This window comes from Gudongella ferriphila (assembly GCF_046224405.1).
GTDB lineage: Bacteria > Bacillota > Clostridia > Tissierellales > Tissierellaceae > Gudongella.
Genome location: NZ_JBJXRK010000004.1, coordinates 129,758 through 151,761 on the forward strand (window position 1 = coordinate 129,758; position 22,004 = coordinate 151,761).

Here is a 22,004-nt window from a genome sequence, read left to right on the forward strand (position 1 = left end):
TCCAAATCTACCGTTCAATAAAGCTCTCAGTCCATTCTGGCATTGGAGGATTTGTGCCCTCCCTTATCATTTCCTGCCACTTCTCATCTGTTAGCCTTTCCTGTGATACGAACTCATAAAAGCTCATAACAGCTCCCCTTGTCAGGTAAAGTTTCCCATCGATTGGTGCCAGCACGTATATTTCATATGCCGGTCCCACGCCAGCCTCCATCACACCATCCCTTCCGATTGTGTGATAGTCAGAGATTACAGCCATGTTCTTGTCTGTCTCAGATGTAATTTCATGCCATCTGGTTCCCTCACCTGTAAAGGAGCTTGTCAAATCCTCCAAAATCCCTCCATATATTTTAAGCCTGTCATGTTCCTCCTGGGTCAAAGGGACTCCTTCAAGCTGCTTATTTGAGGCATCTATAAGAAAGTCAAGAAGCCACTGGAACCTTTCCAGCTTAACATCAATTTCCTCCACCTGCAGATCCCATTCCAGCAGATAGTCCCGAGTTTGGTTTGTCAACCATAAAAGTCTTTGGTATACGTCAAGGTTTGGCTCCACATAACCTTTAATCTCAACGTATTCCGCCCCTCCCATTTCAGCGCCGGAGGGCTTTCCGTAAAGTACAGTATCATGCTTAAGCTCAGCCCAGGACCCAAGTGCAGTGTTAAGGTTCTTGTCCTCCCAAGCCTGATTTTTCATAAATGTAGGCATGGTGGCATCCGCTGGCCCTAGAAGACCATCAAGGACCCACATCCATCCGGTGTATAGGTTTCTTTTCCAATCCACCTCAGTATAAAGGGAGAATTCCTCCCTGAGTCTTCCCATTTCAACTGGATACTTATCCCACTGCTGGTTCTCCGGCTTTTGGAGCTGAATCTCCTTGGCTCTGTCAGAACCCAGCACCGCCATTACATCAAGCCCTGAAGGGATTGGCCTAAGTATTGGATATACCAGTTCCTGAATGATCTGGGAATCAAAGACATACCTCTGGCCCATAAACCTGAACTGCTTGTCTACAGGGGTGTTTGTTGATATATACCTTCCCACAATCCTGGGCTCTGGAAATTCCTCAGCCCTTTCGTAGAATTTGTCAAGAAGGGTTGGATTTGAGTAATCATCATATTCTGCACCCTTACCATAGATTTCATCTATTGCACCGGAATAATCAGCAATGCCCAAATCGTCTGAGGAGCCTACAAAGAAGTCTGTCGGTTCATATATCTTTTCCCATTTTTGGAGAAGGTCTTCATCCTCCCAAATCATCCTGGTGATCATAATACCCTGAAGGGTCTGCTCCTGGTTTCTTACATCCTCGCTCTCATAAAGAGGAAATGGAACCTGTCCGTACCACATCATGGCCAGGAAGTATCTCTCAAGGTCCTCTGACCGTGTGTAATGACCTCTGGGTACATACTGGCTGTAGTCCATCTGAAAAGGGAAAATGGCAGAATCGGTAAAGCCAGCCTTATCCTCTATAAGGGCAAGCTCCCTTGATGCCATTTCCAATGACTCAGCAGGAATCCCATCTGGCAACTCATTCTCCAACAGCAGCTGGGCAACAGTAAAATATGAAATGTTCTTTCCCTGAGCCACCTTCAGCTCCCCTTCATCCAGACCTTCATAGGCTGCTATGGATTTAAGGAGCATCTCTTCAGTGAGCTCCTCGGTCAATTGAAGGAGCTTTTCATTTTCAAGTGTCCTTAAAAGATAATCATAGAATATATGATAGGTGTGTAGCACAGAATCCGTTGTGATAAAATTGGGCACTTTCTGATACTCATTCAGCTCATAAACATAGAAGAGCTGCGCCTGGTCCGATGGTGATACAAAGAACCTGTTTTGCAACAGCATTTCCTTCTGGGCAGCTGACAATTCTGGGAAATCAGACATATTTAAGACATTTGAAAAATCGGTCTCCGGTACTATGTCCTCAGGTCCCCCGGGCTGCTCCTCTGGCTGCTGGGCGGTCTCATCCACTTCAGATGGCTCCTGGGGAACCTTTTCATCCACCATTCCCCTGCAACCTGTAAATATCAACATAAGAGCTAGAAAATATGAAAGCATTACAACACTATTCTTCCTTTTCATGGTACTCCCTCCATTCCAATCCCTCTTCCGCCTCTTCAACAAAATACCTTGTATTAACCAAATCCTCACCTATTATTGCGTGCAGCTGATCATTGAATATGAAGACCTTCTGGATGGACTTGACAGCATCGGTCTCCTTATATCCTTCAAAGCCAAACTCCCTCCATTTGTAGCTGTTGAGGACCTGAGTTCCATCCTCCAGATACTCCACGCTAACAACCTCCATAATCCGGTCCTTATCAAGGTCAAAAAGGATATAGTCCTCAAATGGCCTTGACAGTCGCGAGCCCCTCCACTTGGGAACCAGGTCTTCACCATTGAAATTATAAAAGAAGGGTCGTTTTGCCATCACCGGATGCAACGGGGACTCCTTGTATACCCCTATGGAAATCTCATCCAGGCCATCACCATCCACATCCCCCACCATGAGCTTCCACGGGTTCAGGTCTGATATGTCCTTTCTGAAGACTTCTCTCTTGCCACTCCTGGTGTCATATATTATCAGATCCTTCAGATACTCCTTACCATCCTCTCCCGTCAGGACTACCAGAAACTCCCCCTCACCGGTCAGGTCACCTCTGGCATGGAACAGGGCCTTATCCTGTCTGCATCCTGTTAGAAGAAGCATTAGGACCGTAAGGATCAATATTGACATGTGTCCTAGCAGCTTCATTCTTCCACCTCACTTGTGTATCTGACTAAAGTATAACAATATGGTCCCCTACATAGTTTACGATAAAGTAACAATGTGTTGACAAAAAAGTTAAACCACCGTCTCATGACGATGGCACATATCACTTGCCTATTCCCAGTTCCCTGGCATAGTAGAAGAGGTATTGCTGGGCATAGCCTGCAAGCTTTCCAAATATTCTTTCGCCTGATTCCTCCAGCTCTCTCCTCTTTGCGGGTCTCTTGAAATAGAAGTGCTCCATGACCCTCTTGACCCAAACGTCCACTGGAAATGCCTCTGACTTGTCATAGGCAAAAAGCAGGATGCATCCGCTTACCTTTGGACCTACACCTGGAAGGGTTGTTAGAATGTCAACCGCATCTCCATAATCTGTGTCATAGATGCAAAGGGTGTCAAACTCGCCCTCTGCAATTCTTCTGCTGACCTCTCTTATCCTGTCTCCCCTAAAGCCCACTCTGTAATTCTCCATTATATACTGGGTGCTTTTTGATGCCAGCTTCTCCGGCTCTGGAAAGCTATAGTAATCTCTTCCTCTGTAGGTTCCGACATAATCCCCAAGGTCATTGGAGATTGCCTCCACTGCATTCTTGATTCTGGGTATCTGGTTGTTTGCAGAAATGATGAAGGAAATAATGGTTTCATAGGGATCCTGGTTAAGCAATCTCAATCCTTCCCCGAACTGGATAGCCTCCTTGAGGATCGGATCTCTTGAAAGCTCCCTCTTTATTTCACCGTAGTCCCTGTCCAGATCAAAATAGTTGTGCCAGTATTCTCTCCAGCTTTTTTCATCAGCTCCATTGACAATTATCCTGACCCCATCCTTCAGGATGTTGATCAGTCTGCCTCCTGCTACTGTTGTATAGCTTCCGTCATCTTCCTTGTGCCACCTGAAGCACTGGCCGTTCTCGAATATATGTGTAGGATTGAAGTCCTTCAATCCATGAATTACTAGCCTGTTTTCAGACCCCTCTATTGTGTAGTCCATTATTTGTCTCCTTAGATTTGTTTTGCTTTATTATACTACATTTATATAACAACTCTCAATTCTCAGTTCACATTTCATACCCTGTCAATGAATGATCTAACCAGGACAATGGCTATCGCCATGGGTAATTTTCAAAATCCAAGAAGTAAAATGGATAGAGGTTAAAGATGCCAGGCGGAAAGGGGAAGCGAAAAGTACAAACAAGAGGCAAGGATTTCTCCTTGCCTCCTAATTTATAATTATGTTATTTTACAGCTTGGGGCTGATTAGTACCATCCTCTAAGCTTCATAACATCAGCAACCTTCTTGACTGAGTGCATGTAAGCTGATCTTCTCATTGGTACATTGTATTCTTCCTTGATCTTCCAAAGTGCGTTGAAGGCATTAACCATAGCGATCTCTTCCTTCTCCTCAACTTCCTTCTCGTTCCAGTAGTATCCGTAAAGGTTCTGTACCCACTCGAAGTATGAAACTGTTACTCCACCTGCATTTGCAAGGATGTCAGGAGCAACTACGATACCCTTCTTCTCAAGTATTTCGTCAGCTTCTGGTGTTATTGGACCATTTGCTGCTTCAATTACCAATTTAGCCTTTATCTTGTCTGCATTGTGAAGAGTTATTGCATTTTCAAGAGCAGCAGGTACCATTATGTCAACGTCAAGCTCCCAGAACTCGTCAAGTGTGATCATCTTTGCTTTTGGATAGTTTGCAATTGTCTTGTGCTCTGCTTGGTAAGCAGCAAGGTCAGCATAGTCAAGTCCATCTTCATTGTAGATTGCGAATGTACCGATTTCCCTGTTCCACTCACCTATTGCAATGATATTTCCACCTTGTCTCTCAATATTCTTAACTGAGAAGCTTCCAACATTTCCAAATCCCTGGATTGCAATCTTTGCTTCCTTGATATCGATACCAAGCTTCTTGGCTGCCTCTCTGGTTACTACGGCAACTCCAAATCCAGTAGCTTCGTTTCTTCCAAGTGAACCGCCCCACTCAACTGGCTTACCTGTAATAACTCCAGTGTTCATAGTTCCAGTCAGCTTGCAATACTCGTCAACCATCCAAGCCATTATCTGACCATTGGTGTTAACATCTGGTGCAGGGATATCTATTTTCTCGCCTAAGTACTTGTAAAGGCCTTGGATATATCCTCTTGACAGTCTCTCAAGCTCTCCTTGTGAAAGAGTTGATGGGTCAACAGTTATTCCACCTTTACCTCCACCATAAGGGATTCCTGTTACACAACACTTGAATGTCATCCATACTGAAAGTGCTTTTACTTCATCAGGGTTTACATCGGGATGAAAACGTATTCCACCTTTGCCTGGTCCAACAGCGTCACTGTGCATTGATCTGTAGCCTTTAAATACCTTTACTGAACCGTCATCCATCTTAACTGGAATGGAAATCTCAATAAATCTCTTTGGCTCTTTTAGAAGCTCGTACACAGATTCTCCGTAACCCAATGCCTCACAAGCATCTTTTACCTGTTTCTGAGCACTTTCCAACGGATTTAGTATTTCTTTTGACATGGTAAAACTACCCCCTTTAATTTAGCTGTGAAAAAAACTCACAATAACTATTAATCTCGATAAAATTATATCATACCGCCCAAGGTCTGGCAACCTTAAAACAAAAGGAGCATTTTCCTTTTGTCTAAGGGCGGACAGCTATAATTCAATCGAGATCATCCTGCTCTACTTTTCAGTTGACGCCTTAAGAAAGTATGAAAGAATAAACAAACTTTCGTTTAGTCTTACATTCTCTATGATCATGTTCTCAGGTACATTGATGTCTGTGGGCGCAAAATTCCAAATTCCTCTTACTCCAGCCTTCACATAGATATCAGCTACGGCCTGCGCGCTTTCCTTTGGCGTGGTTATGATACCTATCTCCACGTTGTTGTCCTTGATGAACTCCTCAATGTTTTCCATATCCCTGATTTCAATATCACGGATTTTTAGACCAATTACTCTAGGATTTCTGTCAAACATGGAAAGAACTCTAAAACCTGCATCCTCGAAGCCTCTGTAATTGGCTATTGCCTGTCCAAGGTTTCCAGCACCAACAATAACCGCGTTGTATTTCTGGTCCAGTCCCAGTATCTTGCCAAGCTCCCTTTGAAGGTCCTCAACATTGTATCCGTATCCCTGCTGTCCGAAACCACCGAAATTATTCAGGTCCTGCCTGATCTGCGAAGCAGTAAAACCCGTCAATACGCTTAGCTCCTGTGAGGATATCCTGCTGATTCCCTTATCCATAAGGTCACTGAGATAACGATGATACTTGGGTAATCTTCTTATAACCGTTAATGATACCTTATTATCTTTGCCCAATAAACTCACCACCCATCTTGAATTCTGGGATAATTATATCATTGACAAAAGCATATGTCAATTTATTCACAGGCCTTTAACAATCTTTTTTGTCTCCCCTGAAGCCATTGATTTAACTTTTAAAGAGATGTTTTTTCTGTTAGAATGGTCATAGGAATCATGGAGGGATAAAAATGCCAGTACTAACAGCTAACCATATATATAAAACCTATGTTGTCGACCCAATCCTTGAGGATATCAGCTTCCATGTGGAAATTGGGGATAAAATCGGTGTTCTGGGCCTGAACGGAACTGGAAAGACAACACTTTTTCAGATACTCTCAGGAAAGCTTCCTATGGACCAGGGACAGGTTCAGGTGCAGCGTGGAACAAGAATTGGATATCTTGAGCAGCATACAAAAATAGACAGCAGGCTAAATGTTTTCGAGGAATGCCTGACGGTTTTTGAAGACCTTATAATTATGGAGAACCGCTTAAGGGAAATGGAAATCGAGATTTCAAGGGCGGGTGAGAACGCGGATGAAAATCTGGAGAGGCTCATGGATGAATACGGCCATATGCTGGAGGAGTTTACTGCCCTTAAGGGCTATGGGTACAAGTCGGAAATTAGGGGGGTCCTCAAGGGTCTCGGTTTTGTTGAGGAGGATTTTGAAAGGCAAGTGGAAATCCTCAGCGGTGGACAGAAATCGAGATTGTCCCTTGCAAAGCTTCTATTGGAAAAACCGGACCTTCTTCTATTGGACGAACCTACTAACCATCTGGATATAGATGCCATCACCTGGCTGGAAAAGTTTCTAAGGGACTATAGGGGTTCAAGTCTTATCATTTCCCATGACAGGTACTTTCTGGACAATGTGGCAAACCGGATCTTCCACATGGAAAACAGGAGCCTCAGAAGCTACAATACTGATTATACAGGCTTTATGGTACAAAGGAAAAAGGAACTGGAAATAATGAAACGTCAATATGAAAACCAGCAAAGGGAAGTAAAGCGGCAGGAGGAGATTATCCAGAGATTTATGAACTATGGCGGTGAAAGGTATGTCAAGCAGGCTCGCAGCCGTCAGAAGATGCTGGATAAGATCAAGCTGTTGCCAAAGCTTAATGAATCGAAGAAGGCATCCTTCCATTTTGATCCTGAAACCAGATCTGGAAGGGACGTGCTCCATGCAGAGGGAATCTGCAAGAGTTTTGGCGACCTTAAGCTACTTAAGGATATCTCACTTGACATCTACAGGGGAGAAAAGGTCGGTCTTATAGGTGCAAATGGAATCGGCAAGACAACCCTTTTCAGAATACTGCTTGGACAGGTTGAGTTGGACGAGGGCTTTGTAAAGCTCGGTCAGCATGTATACCCAGGCTATTTCGACCAGGAGATGAGTGACCTTAGTCTCGATAAGACAGTTCTGGATGAAATCTGGGATGAATATCCTCTCCTTGACCATTATCAGATACGGACCTACCTTAGCCAATTTCTTTTTGTAGGTGATGATATTTTCAAGGAGATAAACGAGCTCAGCGGCGGAGAAAAGGCAAGGGTTGCCCTTCTGAAACTTATGCTTTCAAAGTCAAACTTCCTTCTTATGGATGAGCCCACAAACCATCTGGATATTGACTCCAAGGAGGTCCTTGAGGATGCTCTGAAAAACTACTCCGGAACTATTTTTGTTATATCACACGACAGATACTTCCTGAATCAGGTTACCACTAAGCTATTGGAGCTGACTGAAGAGGGTGTAACCGAATTTATGGGCAACTACGATTATTATGTAGAGAAAAAGGCCTTCCTCTCACTGGACTTGGAGGAGGAGGAAGAGGAGAAAACCAAAACTCAGCTCAAGCAGGAAAAAAGGAAGGAAAAGGAAGAGCTTCGAAGGGAGAGGGAAAGAAAAAAGACCATCAATAAGCTGGAGGAAGATATCTCAAGACTAGAGGAAAAAATTGAAAGGATAGATGAAAAGCTTTCCGACCCTGAGATATATAACAACCATCAGGAGGTACTTAAGCTTTCCAAGGACAGGGACGATCTTCACAAGATGCTGGAGGTGATTTATGCACAGTGGATGGAGTTTGGAGAGTAATCATTACAACATATCCACATTGTCCACAGGTTTACACCTAGTTATCCACTGTATATCAGTAACTTTCCTTCTTTTTCCCACATTATCCACAGGCAAATGAAAAACCATCCCCATATGTTGTGGACATCCTGGGGATGGTTTTTAGTCTAGAAACCCTAGATTGGGCATTACCTTCATGTTAAGGTCCGAGACCTTGCCGTTGATGAAATTATAGTAGCCTGCGGAACCAATCATAGCAGCATTGTCTGTGCATAACTGAATGGATGGATAAAAGATATCCACATTCTCTTTCCTCCCTCGATTCTCCATCATTTCCCTTAAGCCCTTATTGGCGGCAACTCCTCCGGCAATTACTATCCTGTCCCTTCCGGTTTCCCTTGCCAGCCTAAAGGATTTTTCCACCATTACCTCAAGAACCGACTGCTGAAAGCTTGCAGCCACATCTGCTACAACAGGCTCCTCATCCTTCTGCTTCAACTGGTTCAGGTAGTTAAGAACTGCAGTTTTAAGCCCACTGAAGCTGAAATCATAGCTGTCATCCTCCAAAAACACCCTTGGAAAATCTATTGCAGACCCATCTCCATCCATGGCCAACCTGTCGATGAATGGCCCGCCGGGATATGGCAGACCCAATGCCCTTGCAACCTTGTCAAAGGCCTCTCCAGCCGCATCGTCCCTGGTCCTTCCATAAAGCTTGTAGCTGCTGTAATCAAGAACGTCAATAAGATATGAATGACCTCCTGACACTATAAGGCAGGTAAAGGGTGGCTCAAGGTCCTTGTGCTCAATATAGTTGGCACAGATATGTCCTTCTATGTGGTTAACTCCAACTATGGGGATATCAAGTCCATATGCCATTGCCTTAGCCGTTGACAGTCCCACCAGAAGAGCACCCACAAGTCCTGGACCCTGAGTTACACTTATGAAGTCTATATCCTCAAAGCCGACCTGGGCCTTATCCAGGGCTTCCTGAACTATTACATCTATCCCCTCGATGTGCTTTCTGGATGCAATCTCAGGCACCACACCTCCGTATTCCCTGTGAATTTCTATCTGTGAGGAGATTATATTCGATAGTACCTCTCTCCCATCCCTAACGACTCCACAGGACGTCTCATCGCAGGATGTCTCTATTGCCAATGTTAACATCATATTCACCTCAAGCTCTTCTTTCTCCACATTATTATTGCATCCTCATTGTTGTCGGAATAATAACCCGGCCTCTTGCCGGCATCCCTAAAACCATGCTTCCGGTAAAGATTTCTGGCCACCAAGTTGGATTCCCTGACTTCAAGGGTGATATCCGGTATCCCCGTCCTGTCACAATAATCCACGATTCCCATTACAAGGGCATCTCCAATCCCCTTGCCCCTGAACTCCTTCTTTACGGCAACATTGGTTATGTGCCCTTCATCAAGAATCTTCCACAATCCTCCATATCCCGTAACCTTGTTGTCGACCTCTGCCACAATGTAGACCGCAAGGACATTCTCAACAATCTCCTTCTGAAAGGATTCTCTGGACCATGGCGTACTAAAGGAAGCCTTCTCAATTTCCAATACATCATCGATGTCCTTCTCAGTCATTTCTCTCAATATGATTTTCATAATTACCTCATCTTTTTCTGCATTCTCTGAGCCTGGGAATCCCGCAGGTATTCAGGTGCCATTGTAAACATGTCATCAAACTGTCCACTTCTAAGCTTTATCATGCCTAGTCTGCAGACGCTGGCAGCTCGGCTTAGGTTTAGGCTGCCCGGTGCAAATAGTGCCTTATTTCCCAGACCTTCATTAAACTCATTTTTATATCTGACCGCTCCGTCTCCAACCAGTATTGCCTTGTCATGGTCCCTGTTGATTATATGGATCAGTTCCTCCACAGGTAGGGCATCAGGCTTGAGCACTGGAATCCACCGATCGTTTTCCATGGTGTATATTGCAGTAAAGACCCTGTCCCTTCTGGCATCCATCATTGGGACAACAATTTCATGTCCGTACATGTTATCGGCCAAAACCTCCAAGGAGGATACCCCAACGATGGGTTTGTCAGTTACATGGGCGAAACCCTTTGCTGTTGCAAGGCCTATCCTAAGGCCTGTAAATGACCCTGGTCCCTTTGATACCGCAAATCCATCCATATCCCTTATCTTCATCCCCAGATTATCCATCAGCTCGCCTATCATGGGCACAAGTGCCTCTGAATGACTCATATCAAGGCTTAGGGAAAACTCTCCAAGCAATGTTTCATCCTCCATAACGGCGCAGGTGGTCATCATTGTGGAGGTATCCAGTCCCAGTATTTTCATTTGATCAGCTCCTTAGCAAGAAACTCACTTCTATTTCCAAATGCTTTCAACTCAACAATTCTTTCATCGGGATTTTCTGTCCTGTAAATCCAAAGCTCAAGTCTGTCATCAGGAAGGTACTCCTGTATGTTTTCGGCCCATTCAATCAGACAGACTCCCTTTCCGTAGAAATAATCCTCTACCCCAAGATCATAAAGGTCTTCCCCATCATTAAGTCTGTACACGTCAAAATGATACAGGGGAAGTCTCCCTTGGTACTCATTTATTATTGTAAAGGTTGGGCTTGTGATGTAATCCTCCACTCCAAGTCCCAATCCAACGGACTTGCTTATAGTGGTCTTTCCGGCTCCAAGATCACCGTTTAGGCATATTACATCACCAGCTTCCACCAGCTCACCCAGTCTTTTGCCAAATGTATCTGTTTCTTCTATTCCCTTAAGCTCTATTCTCATGCTTTACCTTCCCATTTCTAACTACTGTTACCCAATCACGTCAATACTCAATTATACCAAATGAAAATCCACTAGACAAATATTTTGGGCAATATATTAGAAAAACCCTAGTTTTGGAGAATCTCACCAATTTCTTCCTTGGTTGATTTGAGGTCTTCCTCAAGACCTGCCAGTCTATTTTCAAGCTCCCGCACTATGTTTTCGATACTTCCATTTGCGTCCTCAACGTGGCTTATTGAGTCGTTTATTCTGGATTGAACGAACCAGTCTGCAATCAAACCATCCAGGAAGAAGTCTGCAAAGGAAGCGAAGGCTGAAATATTTACCTCTATGTCTGTAAACTCATTGACATCTGACAGCTCTTTCCTGAAGGCCTTCAGCTGGTGCTGGACCTGCCTGGCCCTTCTGTTTGCTTCATCTATTGCAGAATGCTTCGCAAGGTTTGAGACAAGTCCTCCCCCGAGCAGGTCCCAGGTACCCCAGCCTTTTGCAGAATCCAATTTCTCCCTTACACCCTCTAGTGATTCAAGAGTGGACCTGCCCGCTGCAATTGCCTCCTTGACTTCCTTGATGTCTACCTCCAGCTCATCAGCCCTGATCAGCCTTTCACCTAGGGCTTTCCCCTGAATTCCTCCAGACTCAATGAGGAGCTCTTCCTTTTCCTTAAGTAGCTGCTTATAATTGCCCTCAACGTCTCCAAATTGGGATAGAAGCATATCTGCCTCGGCCAGGTCCTTTTCAAGGTCCTGGATGTTTGTCTGGCATTCTTCATAGCTGGCCTTTGCCCGCAGGAGCTCCTCCTTTTCCTTTTCAAGGTACTCCTCCCTTTTTCCTGTTATTGATAGAAAAAGGGATTTTACTCCCGACTTCTCCAGATTTTCTACATCCTTAAGCTCCTTTTCATGCCGTTGGAGCAGGTCTCCTCTGGATTGTACGAGCTGGCTCAGCTCATCCTGCATTGCTTCTCTAAGAGATTTCAACTTGTTGTACTCCCTCAGTCTTTTTTTTATTTCAAATATCTCTTCATTCAACCTATCAAGCATACGACACCTCTCAATTGTATTTTTCAAAGCACCTACCTTCTAAGCTTAACACAGCACATTCTCAATTTCCATATGAGCCTTGAATTCCAACAAAAAACAAGGACTCCAGGTCCTTGTTCATGTTTTGCTATCTAGTTGTGAAGAAGGGGTGATACCTTCTTATAGAGCAAAATTGTTATGGCGGTCAGCATGCTTCCCTTCAGCAGGTTAAAAGGCACAATGGAGTATAGCATCATTGTTTTCAAGTCAACAATATTGCTGTTCACTGCAGTACCCATTTCAACCAGGCTCTCAATTGGCCACCCAAACAGCTTTGCATAGAACGGGAACATCACATAGTAGTTTGCCACTGTAATGACAATGGTCATCACAACTGTTCCAAGCAGTAGTCCTGCAACTGCCCTTCCAAATGTCTTCTTCTTGAAATATACAAATCCAGCGGTGTAGGCAAATGCACTTCCAACCACGAAGTTTGCCAGCTCACCGATTCCTCCGGTTGTGGTTCCTTCAATTACAAGATTAAGTACGTTCTTAAGCAATTGAATTATGACCCCAACCATTGGTCCCATTGCAAATGCCCCAATAAGTGACGGTAAATCTGATATGTCGATCTTGATAAACGGTGGCGCAAGCCAAACCAGGGGTATCTCGAAGAACATCAATATAAAGGAGATCACTCCCAATACCGATATCTTAACCATCATTCTGGTGTTCCATGCTTCCTTGCTAAGTGTATACATAATATCCCTCCATGTTTTTTTATTACTTCGGGAATATAAAAAGCCCCAAAGCAATCTTCGGGGCATAAATACTAAAGATAATATCATCTTCTTCCATCCAGACTTTAACTGTCGGCTCTGGAATCTAACCAGATCAACCTTTCGGCTCGCGGGCTTTACCGCCGGTGAGGACTTGCACCTCGCCCTGAAGATATATCTACTATTATAATATCGAAGGTTATCTATTATGTCAAGCAGATTTTTTCAATCTTGATAATAAAATATCAAGATTGAACTCACAATTCACAGATCACAATTCACAATTACCTGATTTAACCAGGACATGGGTAACACTTTTGATTCAAGACATGGGTTACACATGTCCCTTCTTTTTATCTCTAGATGATAGGTAAAGTATAGAACGAAGATGAGGTCAAGTCAATTTCACCTATCAGAAAATCACTGAACCATACCTTTAGAGTGTGTTCATCTTCGTATGTTATTCCTACATGATATCCATAAAAAGCACTAGATATCCTTATCGGACGGTTCTCCCAGATTATGCAGCCTGTTTTGTTGACTTTTCTTCTTTCAAATCCATTTGGATACTCTATTTCGTCTATATAACCTGTGAATTTTCTAGGTGACACTGTGTATACAGTTGACGGTGTAACCATCCCTAGAGCTTCATGTGGCCTGATATTGTTGTAATCATATCGCCATTCATCCAACTGGTTTTGATAATACTGAACATCGCCCATTTTACTTTTCTGAATATCAGCTTTAAGGTCTCTGTGCATTCGCTCATGTGAGCCGTTCTGATAGGGTTTACCGGGTGCTATTCTATCTGGAAGTATTCCTAATGCCATCCATGTAGCTGAGAGCTTGCTTATTCCCAACGGACTGTTGTATGCAGCGAATGGACTTCCGTTGTCACTTCGGATTACCTTTGGTAACCCGTACTCTCTAAAGGCCCTTTCCATTACAGCTTTGACCGATGCCATGTCTTGACGCTCTGTCAATCTGATATCAAGGTTGTACCTACTTTTGAGATCCCTTATAGTCAATGGATTGCACCTTTTTATGTCTTCGCTCATCCACCAGCCTTTGTAATCTATAGTCCATACATCGTTTGGTTCTACTGGGTCTATCAGCCTATGGAGACTTTCCCTGTAGGTTGGTTCTGTATTGTGGACCCTTTTCTTCTTCAGAAGGTTTGCTTTACCCAAGATCCTGTAGACGCTACTTATTGATGGGGATTCACCAGGACCTTCCGTGTTTTCTATTATCTTTGCTATTTTCTTTGCTCCCCATGATGGATGCTGATGTCTTATTTGTATGATTTTTATTACTACATCTTCACTCAGCTCATTAGGGGATGAATGTGGTTTCTTGCTCTGATCGAAAAGCTCAGGCTTCCCCTGGTTCAGAAACCTTTCCTTCCACTTGTACCCAGTCTTTCTACTTATTCCGTATTCATCGCAGAGTTGGGTAAATGACATTTCTTCACTTAATGCTCTCAGGACAAATTCTTCTCGTTGATCCATAACGCTTCTCTCCCTCCAAGGCATCAGATGAACACTCCCTTACTCAAGTTTTCACCTGTAATTTTATTAGAAAGTGTTACCTATGTCTTGAAGTTTTTTGTTACCTATGTCCTGAACTCGTACCCCTAGGTCCAGCTTAAGGGTCTGAGATTCTTCCTTTCACTGAGGATGACCAGATAATTATCACTCGAGCGGTACTTTGCCAAGCGGTTCATATGAAAGAACGACTGAAAAATCCAGCAAGGATTTTGGAATGCCTTGATTCCTCCAAGCGAAGCGGCATAGGAATCAATGGAAAAAACGAGCTGATGATTTTTCTCGGACTTGAATCGAGAACTGCGGGCAAATACCTGAGAGTGAAAAAATACTTTCCACTTTCTTACTTCTTACCTATTACTTCTTAGATATTAACTCTTACTTCTTACCTAAAAAGCTAGATTCCTCGACAAGCTCGGAATGACAACTTCTTTCAATTGTTCATTATTCAATGTTCATTGACCAATGCTGGTTGCCCTATAGTCCCTTCACATCCTGAAGGCTCTCAGTGTAGTAATCATACACAACCTTGATGTATCCGTTCATCATATTGTTGACCTCCTCATCTCCAGTATCCACCAGAAGCGGTCTTCCCTGGAGTGAGAATATCTTGCTTCTTGGAGCTGCAACTATTATGTTCTTTTTGCCAACCTTCCTGATCACTTCAGCACTTATCTGTTGATTTCCCCGTCCAAAGATATATCCCTGCCCACCGATGACAGTGACGATGATCTTTGCAGGTTCATCCCCTATTGTGTCAAGAATCTGCTTTTCGTTGACATCAGAAGCCACAAGTTTCTTGTCCTTGATGATATCAATTCCAAGTAGTGTATTGGGAAGTCCAAGCTCCTCCATGATAGGCCTTATGGTTGTTCCTGAGCCCATGATGTAGTAGACTCCATCCCTCATCTCCTCGATTATCTTCTCGGCAATACCTGCGATGGCTTCCTTCTCATCGGCAAATCCACTGGATTTCTGAACCTGGGTTAGGTCGGGCATATGGGGGATCCTCATGTAGCCATAGAGCTTGGCGGTTACAACGCCCTCTCTGAAGGCCTCCTCATCAATGTCCATTACCTCGGCTTCCTTTGTTCCGATCTCCATGTCCTGAAGATAATTGAAGGCAATTTCTCCCGCTGCACCTGGATGATTGGCAAAAACCCCTGAATGGATCTTGACACCTGCCGGAATTCCAATGACAGGAACCTCCTCACCAATTGCATTATAGACATTTCTTGCTGTTCCATCTCCACCGGCAAAGATTATAAGGTCAACACCCTTTTCCACCATCATTCTGGCGGCCCTTTCCGTATCCTCAGGGGTGGTGTTCTCCTCCAGATGATTCAATACAAGAGGCTCAAAGCCTAGATTCCTCATTTCATTTTCACCCATGTCCCCTGGGAAGGTAAGAATTTCTAGCCTATCCTTAAGAGGCACGAGAGTCCTGAGTGCCTTTTCGGCTTTTCCGGGTGATTCAGGCTTTGCTCCCATCTTTCTTGCCATTTCAAGGACCTCCGGGCCGTCTGTCCCCTTTAATCCAACTCTTCCACCCATTCCTGCGATTGGGTTTACTATTACGCCAAGCTTCATCCTTCAGTCCTCCTATCCACTTATGTTCTTCATGCTCAGGGAAATTCTGCCCTTGTTCTTGTCAACCTGAATTATTCTTACCTTGACTATGTCCCCCACCTTGACAATCTCCTTGGGATGCTTGATAAACTTATCAGCAAGTTCAGATATGTGTACAAGCCCGTCCTGCTTAACACCTATATTCACAAATGCACCAAAATCAACAACATTTCTCACTGTTCCATTAAGCACCATATCAGGTGAAAGGTCCTCAAGCTTCAATATGTCCTCCCTTAGGAGCGGCTTTGGCATCTCATCCCTTGGGTCCCTGCCTGGTTTCTTAAGCTCCTTTATTATGTCCTCCAGGGTTGGAAGTCCAACCTGCAGCTTGTCTGAAAGTTCCTTAAGATTAATTGAATCCAGTTCCTTGCCCATAATGTCCTTGGCTATGTGGTATGACTCGGGATGGACTCCAGTGTTGTCCAGGGGATCCTTTCCACCTGGAATCCTTAAAAAACCTGCACATTGCTTAAAGGTTTTCTCTCCTAGCCCCTTCACCTTCAACAGCTGCTTTCTGCTGTTGAACTTTCCATTTTCCTCCCTGTGTGCAACAATACCATTGGCAACCTTTGTGGATATTCCAGATACGTATCTCAAAAGGGAGGGGCTTGCAGTATTAAGGTCTACGCCCACCCTGTTTACCGAGTCCTCAACCACAGCTGTCAATGCACCATCCAGCTTGCCCTGATTCAGGTCATGCTGGTACTGTCCAACTCCTATATGCTTTGGATCTATCTTCACAAGCTCAGCAAGAGGATCCTGAAGCCTTCTTCCTATTGATGCTGCACCCCTTACAGTTACATCGTGATCCGGAAAGTCCTTCTGACCGACCTCCGATGCGGAATAAACTGATGCCCCTGCCTCGTTTACGATTGCGTAGGCAACCTTTTGGGGAATCTCCTTCATCAGCTCTGCAACTACTGCCTCAGTCTCCCTTGATCCAGTCCCATTTCCAATGGAAATCAGCTCTACATTGTACTTCTCAATGAGAGCAGCCAAGGTCTTTTTTGTGGCTTCAATCTTCTTCTGTGGTTCAGTTGGAAACACCGTAGTATTATCCAGAAGCTTCCCGGTGTCATCCACAACCGCTACCTTGCAGCCTGTCCTGAAGCCAGGGTCGATTGCCAGAACCGTTTTGCCCTTTATGGGTGCCTGCATAAGCAGGGGTTCAAGATTCAGGGCAAACACCTTGATTGCCTCATCCTCTGCCCTCTCTGTAAGGTCATTTCTGATTTCCCTTTCTACTGATGGGTAAAGAAGCCTCTTGTAGCCATCCTGGATGGCGGAATCAACATACCCTGTGCATATGTTTGGAGGATTCTTAAGCAGCCTGTCCCTTATTATCTTGACGCCGTCATCCCCCTCTATGTGGAGAGAGGCCTTAAGTACCTTTTCCTTTTCCCCTCTGTTGATTGCAAGAACTCTATGATTTAGAACCTTGTTTACAGGCTCCTTGAAATCGTAATACATCTCATATACTGAATCCGCATCCTTCTCCACAGCCTCTGTCTGTATAAGGGCGTTTCTCCAAAGGTAGTTCTTCACTGACCTTCTGAAGTCCGGATCGTCTGCAATGTCCTCTGCAAGGATATCCATTGCTCCCTGAACGGCAGCCTCCCAGTCGGCAACCTCCTTCTCCTCATCAACAAAGGTGGTTGCAAGGGCAACCAGGTCCTTCTTGTCCATTCCCTGGAGCATAAGCTCCTTTGCCAAAGGCTCCAGTCCTTTCTCCTTTGCCATGGTGGCCCTGGTTCTTCTTTTGGGTCTGAAGGGTCTGTAAAGGTCGTCAACCCTCTGGAGGGTGTCGGAATTGAGTATTTCCTTCTCCAGCTCAGGAGTAAGCTTCTCCTGTTCGGCAACAAGTCTTATTACCTCCTCTTTCCTGGCCTCCAAATTTCTGAGGTAAACCAATCTGTTATGAAGATCCCTAAGTGTCACATCGGTCATTTCCCCTGTCTGTTCCTTCCTATACCTGGCGATAAAGGGAATTGTGTCCCCGGCATCAATCATCTGGATTACATTCTCTATGTGCTTTTTCTTAAGTTTAAGCTCTTCAGCCAACCTTGATACTATATCCATGTGAAACCAACCTTTCTAGACTTACTTTTGTGTAAAGGCCCTTCTACTGAAGGGCCTTTTGTTTCAAATATTCGTTGATGAAGTAGTCGATATCGCCATCCATTACACGGCTTACATCACCCACCTCTGCATCAGTCCTGTGATCCTTGACCATGCTGTAGGGATGGAATACGTAGGATCTGATCTGTGATCCCCATGCTATCTGGGAATAGGAGCCCTGAAGGTCCTCTATCTTTTCCTTGTTCTCCTCCTGCTGCAATTGTATCAGCTTAGCCTTGAGCATATTCATTGCCGTTGCCTTGTTTGAATGCTGGGACCTTTCCGACTGACACTGGACCACAATTCCAGTTGGGACATGTGTTATCCTTATGGCGGAGTCAGTTGTGTTTACGTGCTGTCCACCAGCACCTGAAGCCCTGTAGGTGTCAATTTTCAGATCCTTTTCACTGATTTCCACCTCAACATCATCATCCACCTCTGGATACACGTCAATGCTTGCAAAGGATGTATGCCTCTTCCCGGAGGAGTCGAAGGGGGAAATCCTCACAAGTCTGTGGACTCCCTTCTCACTTCGTAGATATCCGTATGCATTGAAGCCTTCTATTAGAAGTGTAACAGATTTTATTCCACCCTCGGTGTCCGCTTGAAGATCCAATGTTTCGACCCTGTACTCCTTGCCTTCTGCCCAACGTCTGTACATGCGCAAAAGCATTTCAGCCCAGTCCTGAGCCTCCAGACCGCCTGCACCTGAATGGATTGACAGTATGGCGCTCCTCTGATCAAACTCTCCGCTTAGGAGGGTTGCAATCTTGAACTTATCAGTTCGTCTTTCCAGAATATCGATGTTTTTCCGGACATCCTTGTAGTGGGAGAAGTCGTCCTCTTCAATTATAAGCTCAATCATGGTCTCCGTGTCCTCGATGTCCTCCATGAGCTTTTCATAAAGTTCAACTTCATTGTTAATGGCCTTTACTTCCTGCATTATCCCTTGAGCCCTTTTTACATCGTTCCAGAAGTCCTCCTTGTAGGATTCCTCCTGAAGCTCCTTTACCCTGCTTCTTAGTGTAGGCAGGTCAAAGTGAAACACCCAATTCTTTGACCGTCTCCTTTATCTCCGAAAGGCGGTCCCTGTCAAGATATATGCTCTCCACAATCTCACATCCCTTCTAATTTAACCAATTTACTGCTGTCTCGTAGGGTCTCCATGACACTTCTTGTACTTCTTTCCACTGCCACATGGGCAGGGGTCGTTTCTTCCTATCTTCTTCTCCTTGTTGACTACAGTCCTGTTTTCCTGCTGCTGACCTGGTGCCACTGCATTCACCGGTTGGGCAACCCTTTTTCTCTCAATGTTTTCATTCTTAACCACGTGATAGAGAAGTCCGACCGTATCCTCCCAAATGCTTCTTGTCATCTCCTCGAACATGTCAAAGCCCTCAATCTGATATGCCCTGACCGGATCCTGCTGCCCGTAGGCTCTAAGACCAATTCCCTGTCTAAGCTGATCCATTGCATCTATGTGGTCCATCCATTTCTTGTCAACAACCTGAAGGAGTACAACCCTTTCAATTTCTCTGAACTGGTCCTCTCCAAACTCGGATTCCTTGACCTTGTAGGCCTCTTCCGCCTTTTTCATGATCCTATCTATCAAATCTTCCTTTGTCAGGGACTCAATGTCCATGCCGGTGAAGATTCCCTGCTTGAATCCAAACTGCTTCATCAGGTAGGTTTCAAGGCCTTCAAAATCCCACTGCTCCGGATACTTCTCGCCTCTGGTGTAAAGCTCAACATTATCCACAACCAGGCCCCTGACCATTTCCTGTATGTGGTCCTTGAGGTTTTCACCCTCCAGAACCTTCCTTCTCTCCCCATACATGATTTCTCTTTGCTTGTTCATTACATCGTCATACTGGAGGACATGCTTACGTATTGAGAAGTTGTTTCCCTCAACCTTCTTCTGTGCACCCTCGATTGTCTTTGTAAGGAGGGCATGCTCAAGGGGCTCGTCCTCAGGCATGTTCATGCCGTCGATTATTCCCTTGATCCTATCTCCTGCAAATAGCCTCATAAGGTCATCCTCAAGTGAGATGTAGAACCTGGAGCTTCCCGGGTCACCCTGACGTCCGGATCTACCCCTAAGCTGATTGTCAATACGTCGCGACTCGTGTCTTTCAGTTCCTATTATATGAAGTCCGCCAGCCTGGACCACCTTCTCGTGCTCGCTTCTGGTTTCCTCCTCATGCCTTTTCACAAGATCCTGGTAGACCTTTCTTGCTTCCTTTATCTCCTGGTCATCAGTATCAAAGAATCCATCCACATATGCCAGCACTTCCTCGTCATAGCCCTTTTTCTTCATTTCATCCTTGGCCATATGGTCCGGATTTCCTCCAAGGACGATGTCTGTACCTCTACCAGCCATGTTTGTTGCAATGGTGACAGATCCAAACCTACCTGCCTGTGCTACTATTTCAGCTTCCCTTTCATGCTGCTTTGCATTGAGGACCTCATGTTTGATTCCCTCTTTCTTAAGCATCTTTGAAAGAAGCTCTGATCTTTCAATAGTTATTGTACCAACCAGAATCGGCTGTCCCAGCTGGTGCTTTTCCTTAATTTCATCCACAACAGCCCTGAATTTCCCAGGTTCTGTCTTGTATACGCTGTCTGGGTTGTCAACCCTTACCACTGGCTTGTTTGTCGGGATCTCAACAACGTCCATGTTATAGATTTCCCTGAATTCCTCCTCTTCAGTCTTTGCAGTACCTGTCATACCGGAAAGCTTCTCATACATCCTGAAGTAATTCTGGAAGGTTATTGTTGCAAGGGTCTTGGATTCACTCCGTACATCCAGACCTTCCTTTGCTTCAATCGCCTGGTGAAGTCCGTTTGAGTACCTTCTTCCATACATGAGTCTCCCTGTGAACTCATCAACGATTATAACCTCGCCATCCTGCACAACATAGTCTATGTCCCTTTTCATTATGCTTCTTGCCTTAATTGCCTGGTTGATATGGTGTGCTATCTCCATGTTATCAACATCCGCCAGGTTTTCGATTCCGAAGAAGCTTTCTGCCTTAGCGGTTCCCTTGTCTGTAAGGGCAATGCTCTTGGCTTTTTCATCTATCAGGTAATCAACCGTCTCTTCCTTTATCTCCCTGTTGAAGGGGTCCGACTTGGTCTCCTCAGGATCAAGCTTCCTTGATGAAAGTGACCTTGCGAAGTTGTCCGCCATACCATAAAGGCTGGTGGACTTGTCTCCTTTTCCTGAAATTATCAGTGGTGTTCTTGCCTCATCAACAAGTATGGAGTCAACCTCGTCCACTATTGCATAGTAGAGATTTCTCTGAACCATCTCTTCCTTGTAGATGACCATGTTGTCCCTTAGGTAGTCAAATCCGAACTCGTTGTTTGTACCGTAGGTTATGTCCGCCTCGTAGGCTTCCTTCTTTTCCTTGTTGTTCATCCCATGCACCACGCAACCCACAGTCAGTCCAAGAAATTCAAAAACCTTGCCCATCCACTGTCTGTCACGCTTTGCAAGGTAGTCGTTCACAGTTATCACGTGGACTCCAAGCTCAGTTATGGCGTTAAGATATGCAGGCAATGTAGCTACAAGGGTCTTACCTTCACCTGTCTTCATCTCGGCTATACGACCCTGGTGAAGTATTATCCCACCGTAAATCTGCACAGGAAAGTGCTTCATTCCAAGAACCCTCCAGGATGCCTCCCTAACAACCGCAAAGGCCTCTGGCATTATTTCGTTAAGGCCTTCGCCGTTTCTGAATCTATCCTTGAACTCATTTGTCTTATTCTTAAGTGCCTCGTCACTAAGGCTCTGGATCTCCGTCTCCAGGGAAAGAATCTGCTCCACCGTTTTGTCAAGCTTCTTAAGCTCCCTTTCGCTATAGGTCCCGAAAACCTTGTCAAATAGTCCCATCAAAATCATCCTCTCAAAATTAACATCATTTAATTATACCATTTATCATTGAGAGTGCCAAATCAAAAAAGCAGGGCCTAGGCCCTG

17 protein-coding genes and 1 riboswitch are annotated in these 22,004 nt (G+C 44.7%); of the genes, 1 reads left to right on the forward strand and 16 read right to left on the reverse strand.

Features of this window, described 5'->3' with window-relative positions; genetic code table 11:
- Positions 1–7: 7 nt before the first annotated feature.
- From ACKVDP_RS04760 to ACKVDP_RS04780, 5 genes are all read right to left on the reverse strand, one after another.
- Complete coding sequence (locus ACKVDP_RS04760; RefSeq protein ID WP_409227663.1) at positions 8–2,080, reverse strand: DUF3160 domain-containing protein; 2,073 nt, start codon at positions 2,078–2,080, stop codon at positions 8–10.
- Complete coding sequence (locus tag ACKVDP_RS04765) at positions 2,064–2,753, reverse strand: hypothetical protein (protein ID WP_409227664.1); 690 nt, start codon at positions 2,751–2,753, stop codon at positions 2,064–2,066. The genes ACKVDP_RS04760 and ACKVDP_RS04765 overlap by 17 nt, the downstream gene beginning before the upstream one ends.
- A gap of 121 nt (positions 2,754–2,874) precedes the next feature.
- Positions 2,875–3,756: a DNA-3-methyladenine glycosylase family protein gene (locus tag ACKVDP_RS04770; protein ID WP_409227665.1), complete on the reverse strand. Its 882-nt coding sequence runs from the start codon at positions 3,754–3,756 to the stop codon at positions 2,875–2,877.
- A 266-nt stretch (positions 3,757–4,022) separates the two neighbouring features.
- On the reverse strand, positions 4,023–5,288 hold the full coding sequence (locus ACKVDP_RS04775) for a Glu/Leu/Phe/Val family dehydrogenase (RefSeq protein WP_409227666.1): 1,266 nt from the start codon (positions 5,286–5,288) through the stop codon (positions 4,023–4,025).
- A 165-nt stretch (positions 5,289–5,453) separates the two neighbouring features.
- The gene (locus ACKVDP_RS04780; protein ID WP_409227667.1) at positions 5,454–6,092 is read right to left on the reverse strand and encodes a redox-sensing transcriptional repressor Rex; all 639 of its coding nucleotides are present in this window, start codon (positions 6,090–6,092) and stop codon (positions 5,454–5,456) included.
- 173 nt (positions 6,093–6,265) lie between these two features.
- On the opposite strand from ACKVDP_RS04780, the gene ACKVDP_RS04785 reads away from it, so the two are divergent.
- A complete protein-coding gene (locus ACKVDP_RS04785; RefSeq protein WP_409227668.1) occupies positions 6,266–8,173 on the forward strand; it encodes an ABC-F family ATP-binding cassette domain-containing protein in 1,908 nt (635 codons plus the stop codon).
- Positions 8,174–8,314: 141 nt separating this feature from the next.
- Here ACKVDP_RS04785 and tsaD read toward each other — a convergent pair whose 3' ends face one another.
- The 11 genes from tsaD to secA all read right to left on the reverse strand — a co-directional run bounded on the left by tsaD (position 8,315) and on the right by secA (position 21,917).
- Positions 8,315–9,322, reverse strand: coding sequence for a tRNA (adenosine(37)-N6)-threonylcarbamoyltransferase complex transferase subunit TsaD (gene tsaD / locus ACKVDP_RS04790; RefSeq protein WP_409227708.1), 1,008 nt, complete (start codon positions 9,320–9,322; stop codon positions 8,315–8,317).
- Positions 9,323–9,327: 5 nt separating this feature from the next.
- Entirely contained in the window at positions 9,328–9,780 is a 453-nt protein-coding gene (gene rimI / locus ACKVDP_RS04795) for a ribosomal protein S18-alanine N-acetyltransferase (RefSeq protein WP_409227669.1), read from the reverse strand.
- 2 nt (positions 9,781–9,782) lie between these two features.
- Positions 9,783–10,478 (reverse strand): tRNA (adenosine(37)-N6)-threonylcarbamoyltransferase complex dimerization subunit type 1 TsaB, encoded by a 696-nt coding sequence (tsaB, locus tag ACKVDP_RS04800; RefSeq protein WP_409227670.1) that lies wholly within the window; start codon positions 10,476–10,478, stop codon positions 9,783–9,785.
- The gene (gene tsaE / locus ACKVDP_RS04805) at positions 10,475–10,930 is read right to left on the reverse strand and encodes a tRNA (adenosine(37)-N6)-threonylcarbamoyltransferase complex ATPase subunit type 1 TsaE (RefSeq protein WP_409227671.1); all 456 of its coding nucleotides are present in this window, start codon (positions 10,928–10,930) and stop codon (positions 10,475–10,477) included. Before tsaE ends, tsaB begins: the two co-directional genes overlap by 4 nt.
- 107 nt (positions 10,931–11,037) lie before the next feature.
- Complete coding sequence (locus ACKVDP_RS04810; RefSeq protein WP_409227672.1) at positions 11,038–11,973, reverse strand: hypothetical protein; 936 nt, start codon at positions 11,971–11,973, stop codon at positions 11,038–11,040.
- A gap of 131 nt (positions 11,974–12,104) precedes the next feature.
- Positions 12,105–12,713: an ECF transporter S component gene (locus tag ACKVDP_RS04815; RefSeq protein WP_409227673.1), complete on the reverse strand. Its 609-nt coding sequence runs from the start codon at positions 12,711–12,713 to the stop codon at positions 12,105–12,107.
- 81 nt (positions 12,714–12,794) lie between these two features.
- A riboswitch (FMN riboswitch) is annotated at positions 12,795–12,909 on the reverse strand.
- 181 nt (positions 12,910–13,090) lie between these two features.
- Positions 13,091–14,239 carry an integrase core domain-containing protein gene (locus tag ACKVDP_RS04820; RefSeq protein WP_409227674.1) on the reverse strand — a complete coding sequence of 383 codons (1,149 nt, stop codon included), beginning with the start codon at positions 14,237–14,239 and terminating at the stop codon, positions 13,091–13,093.
- Between the two features lie 513 nt (positions 14,240–14,752).
- Positions 14,753–15,865, reverse strand: coding sequence for an ATP-NAD kinase family protein (locus tag ACKVDP_RS04825; RefSeq protein WP_409227675.1), 1,113 nt, complete (start codon positions 15,863–15,865; stop codon positions 14,753–14,755).
- Between the two features lie 12 nt (positions 15,866–15,877).
- A complete protein-coding gene (locus tag ACKVDP_RS04830) occupies positions 15,878–17,983 on the reverse strand; it encodes a Tex family protein (protein ID WP_409227676.1) in 2,106 nt (701 codons plus the stop codon).
- 43 nt (positions 17,984–18,026) lie between these two features.
- A protein-coding gene (gene prfB / locus ACKVDP_RS04835; RefSeq protein WP_409227677.1) for a peptide chain release factor 2 occupies positions 18,027–19,134 on the reverse strand; the annotation gives its coding sequence in 2 pieces (ribosomal slippage) (positions 18,027–19,058 and positions 19,060–19,134; 1,107 coding nt in all).
- 29 nt (positions 19,135–19,163) lie between these two features.
- Positions 19,164–21,917, reverse strand: coding sequence for a preprotein translocase subunit SecA (gene secA / locus ACKVDP_RS04840; protein ID WP_409227678.1), 2,754 nt, complete (start codon positions 21,915–21,917; stop codon positions 19,164–19,166).
- Between the last annotated feature and the right edge of the window lie 87 nt (positions 21,918–22,004).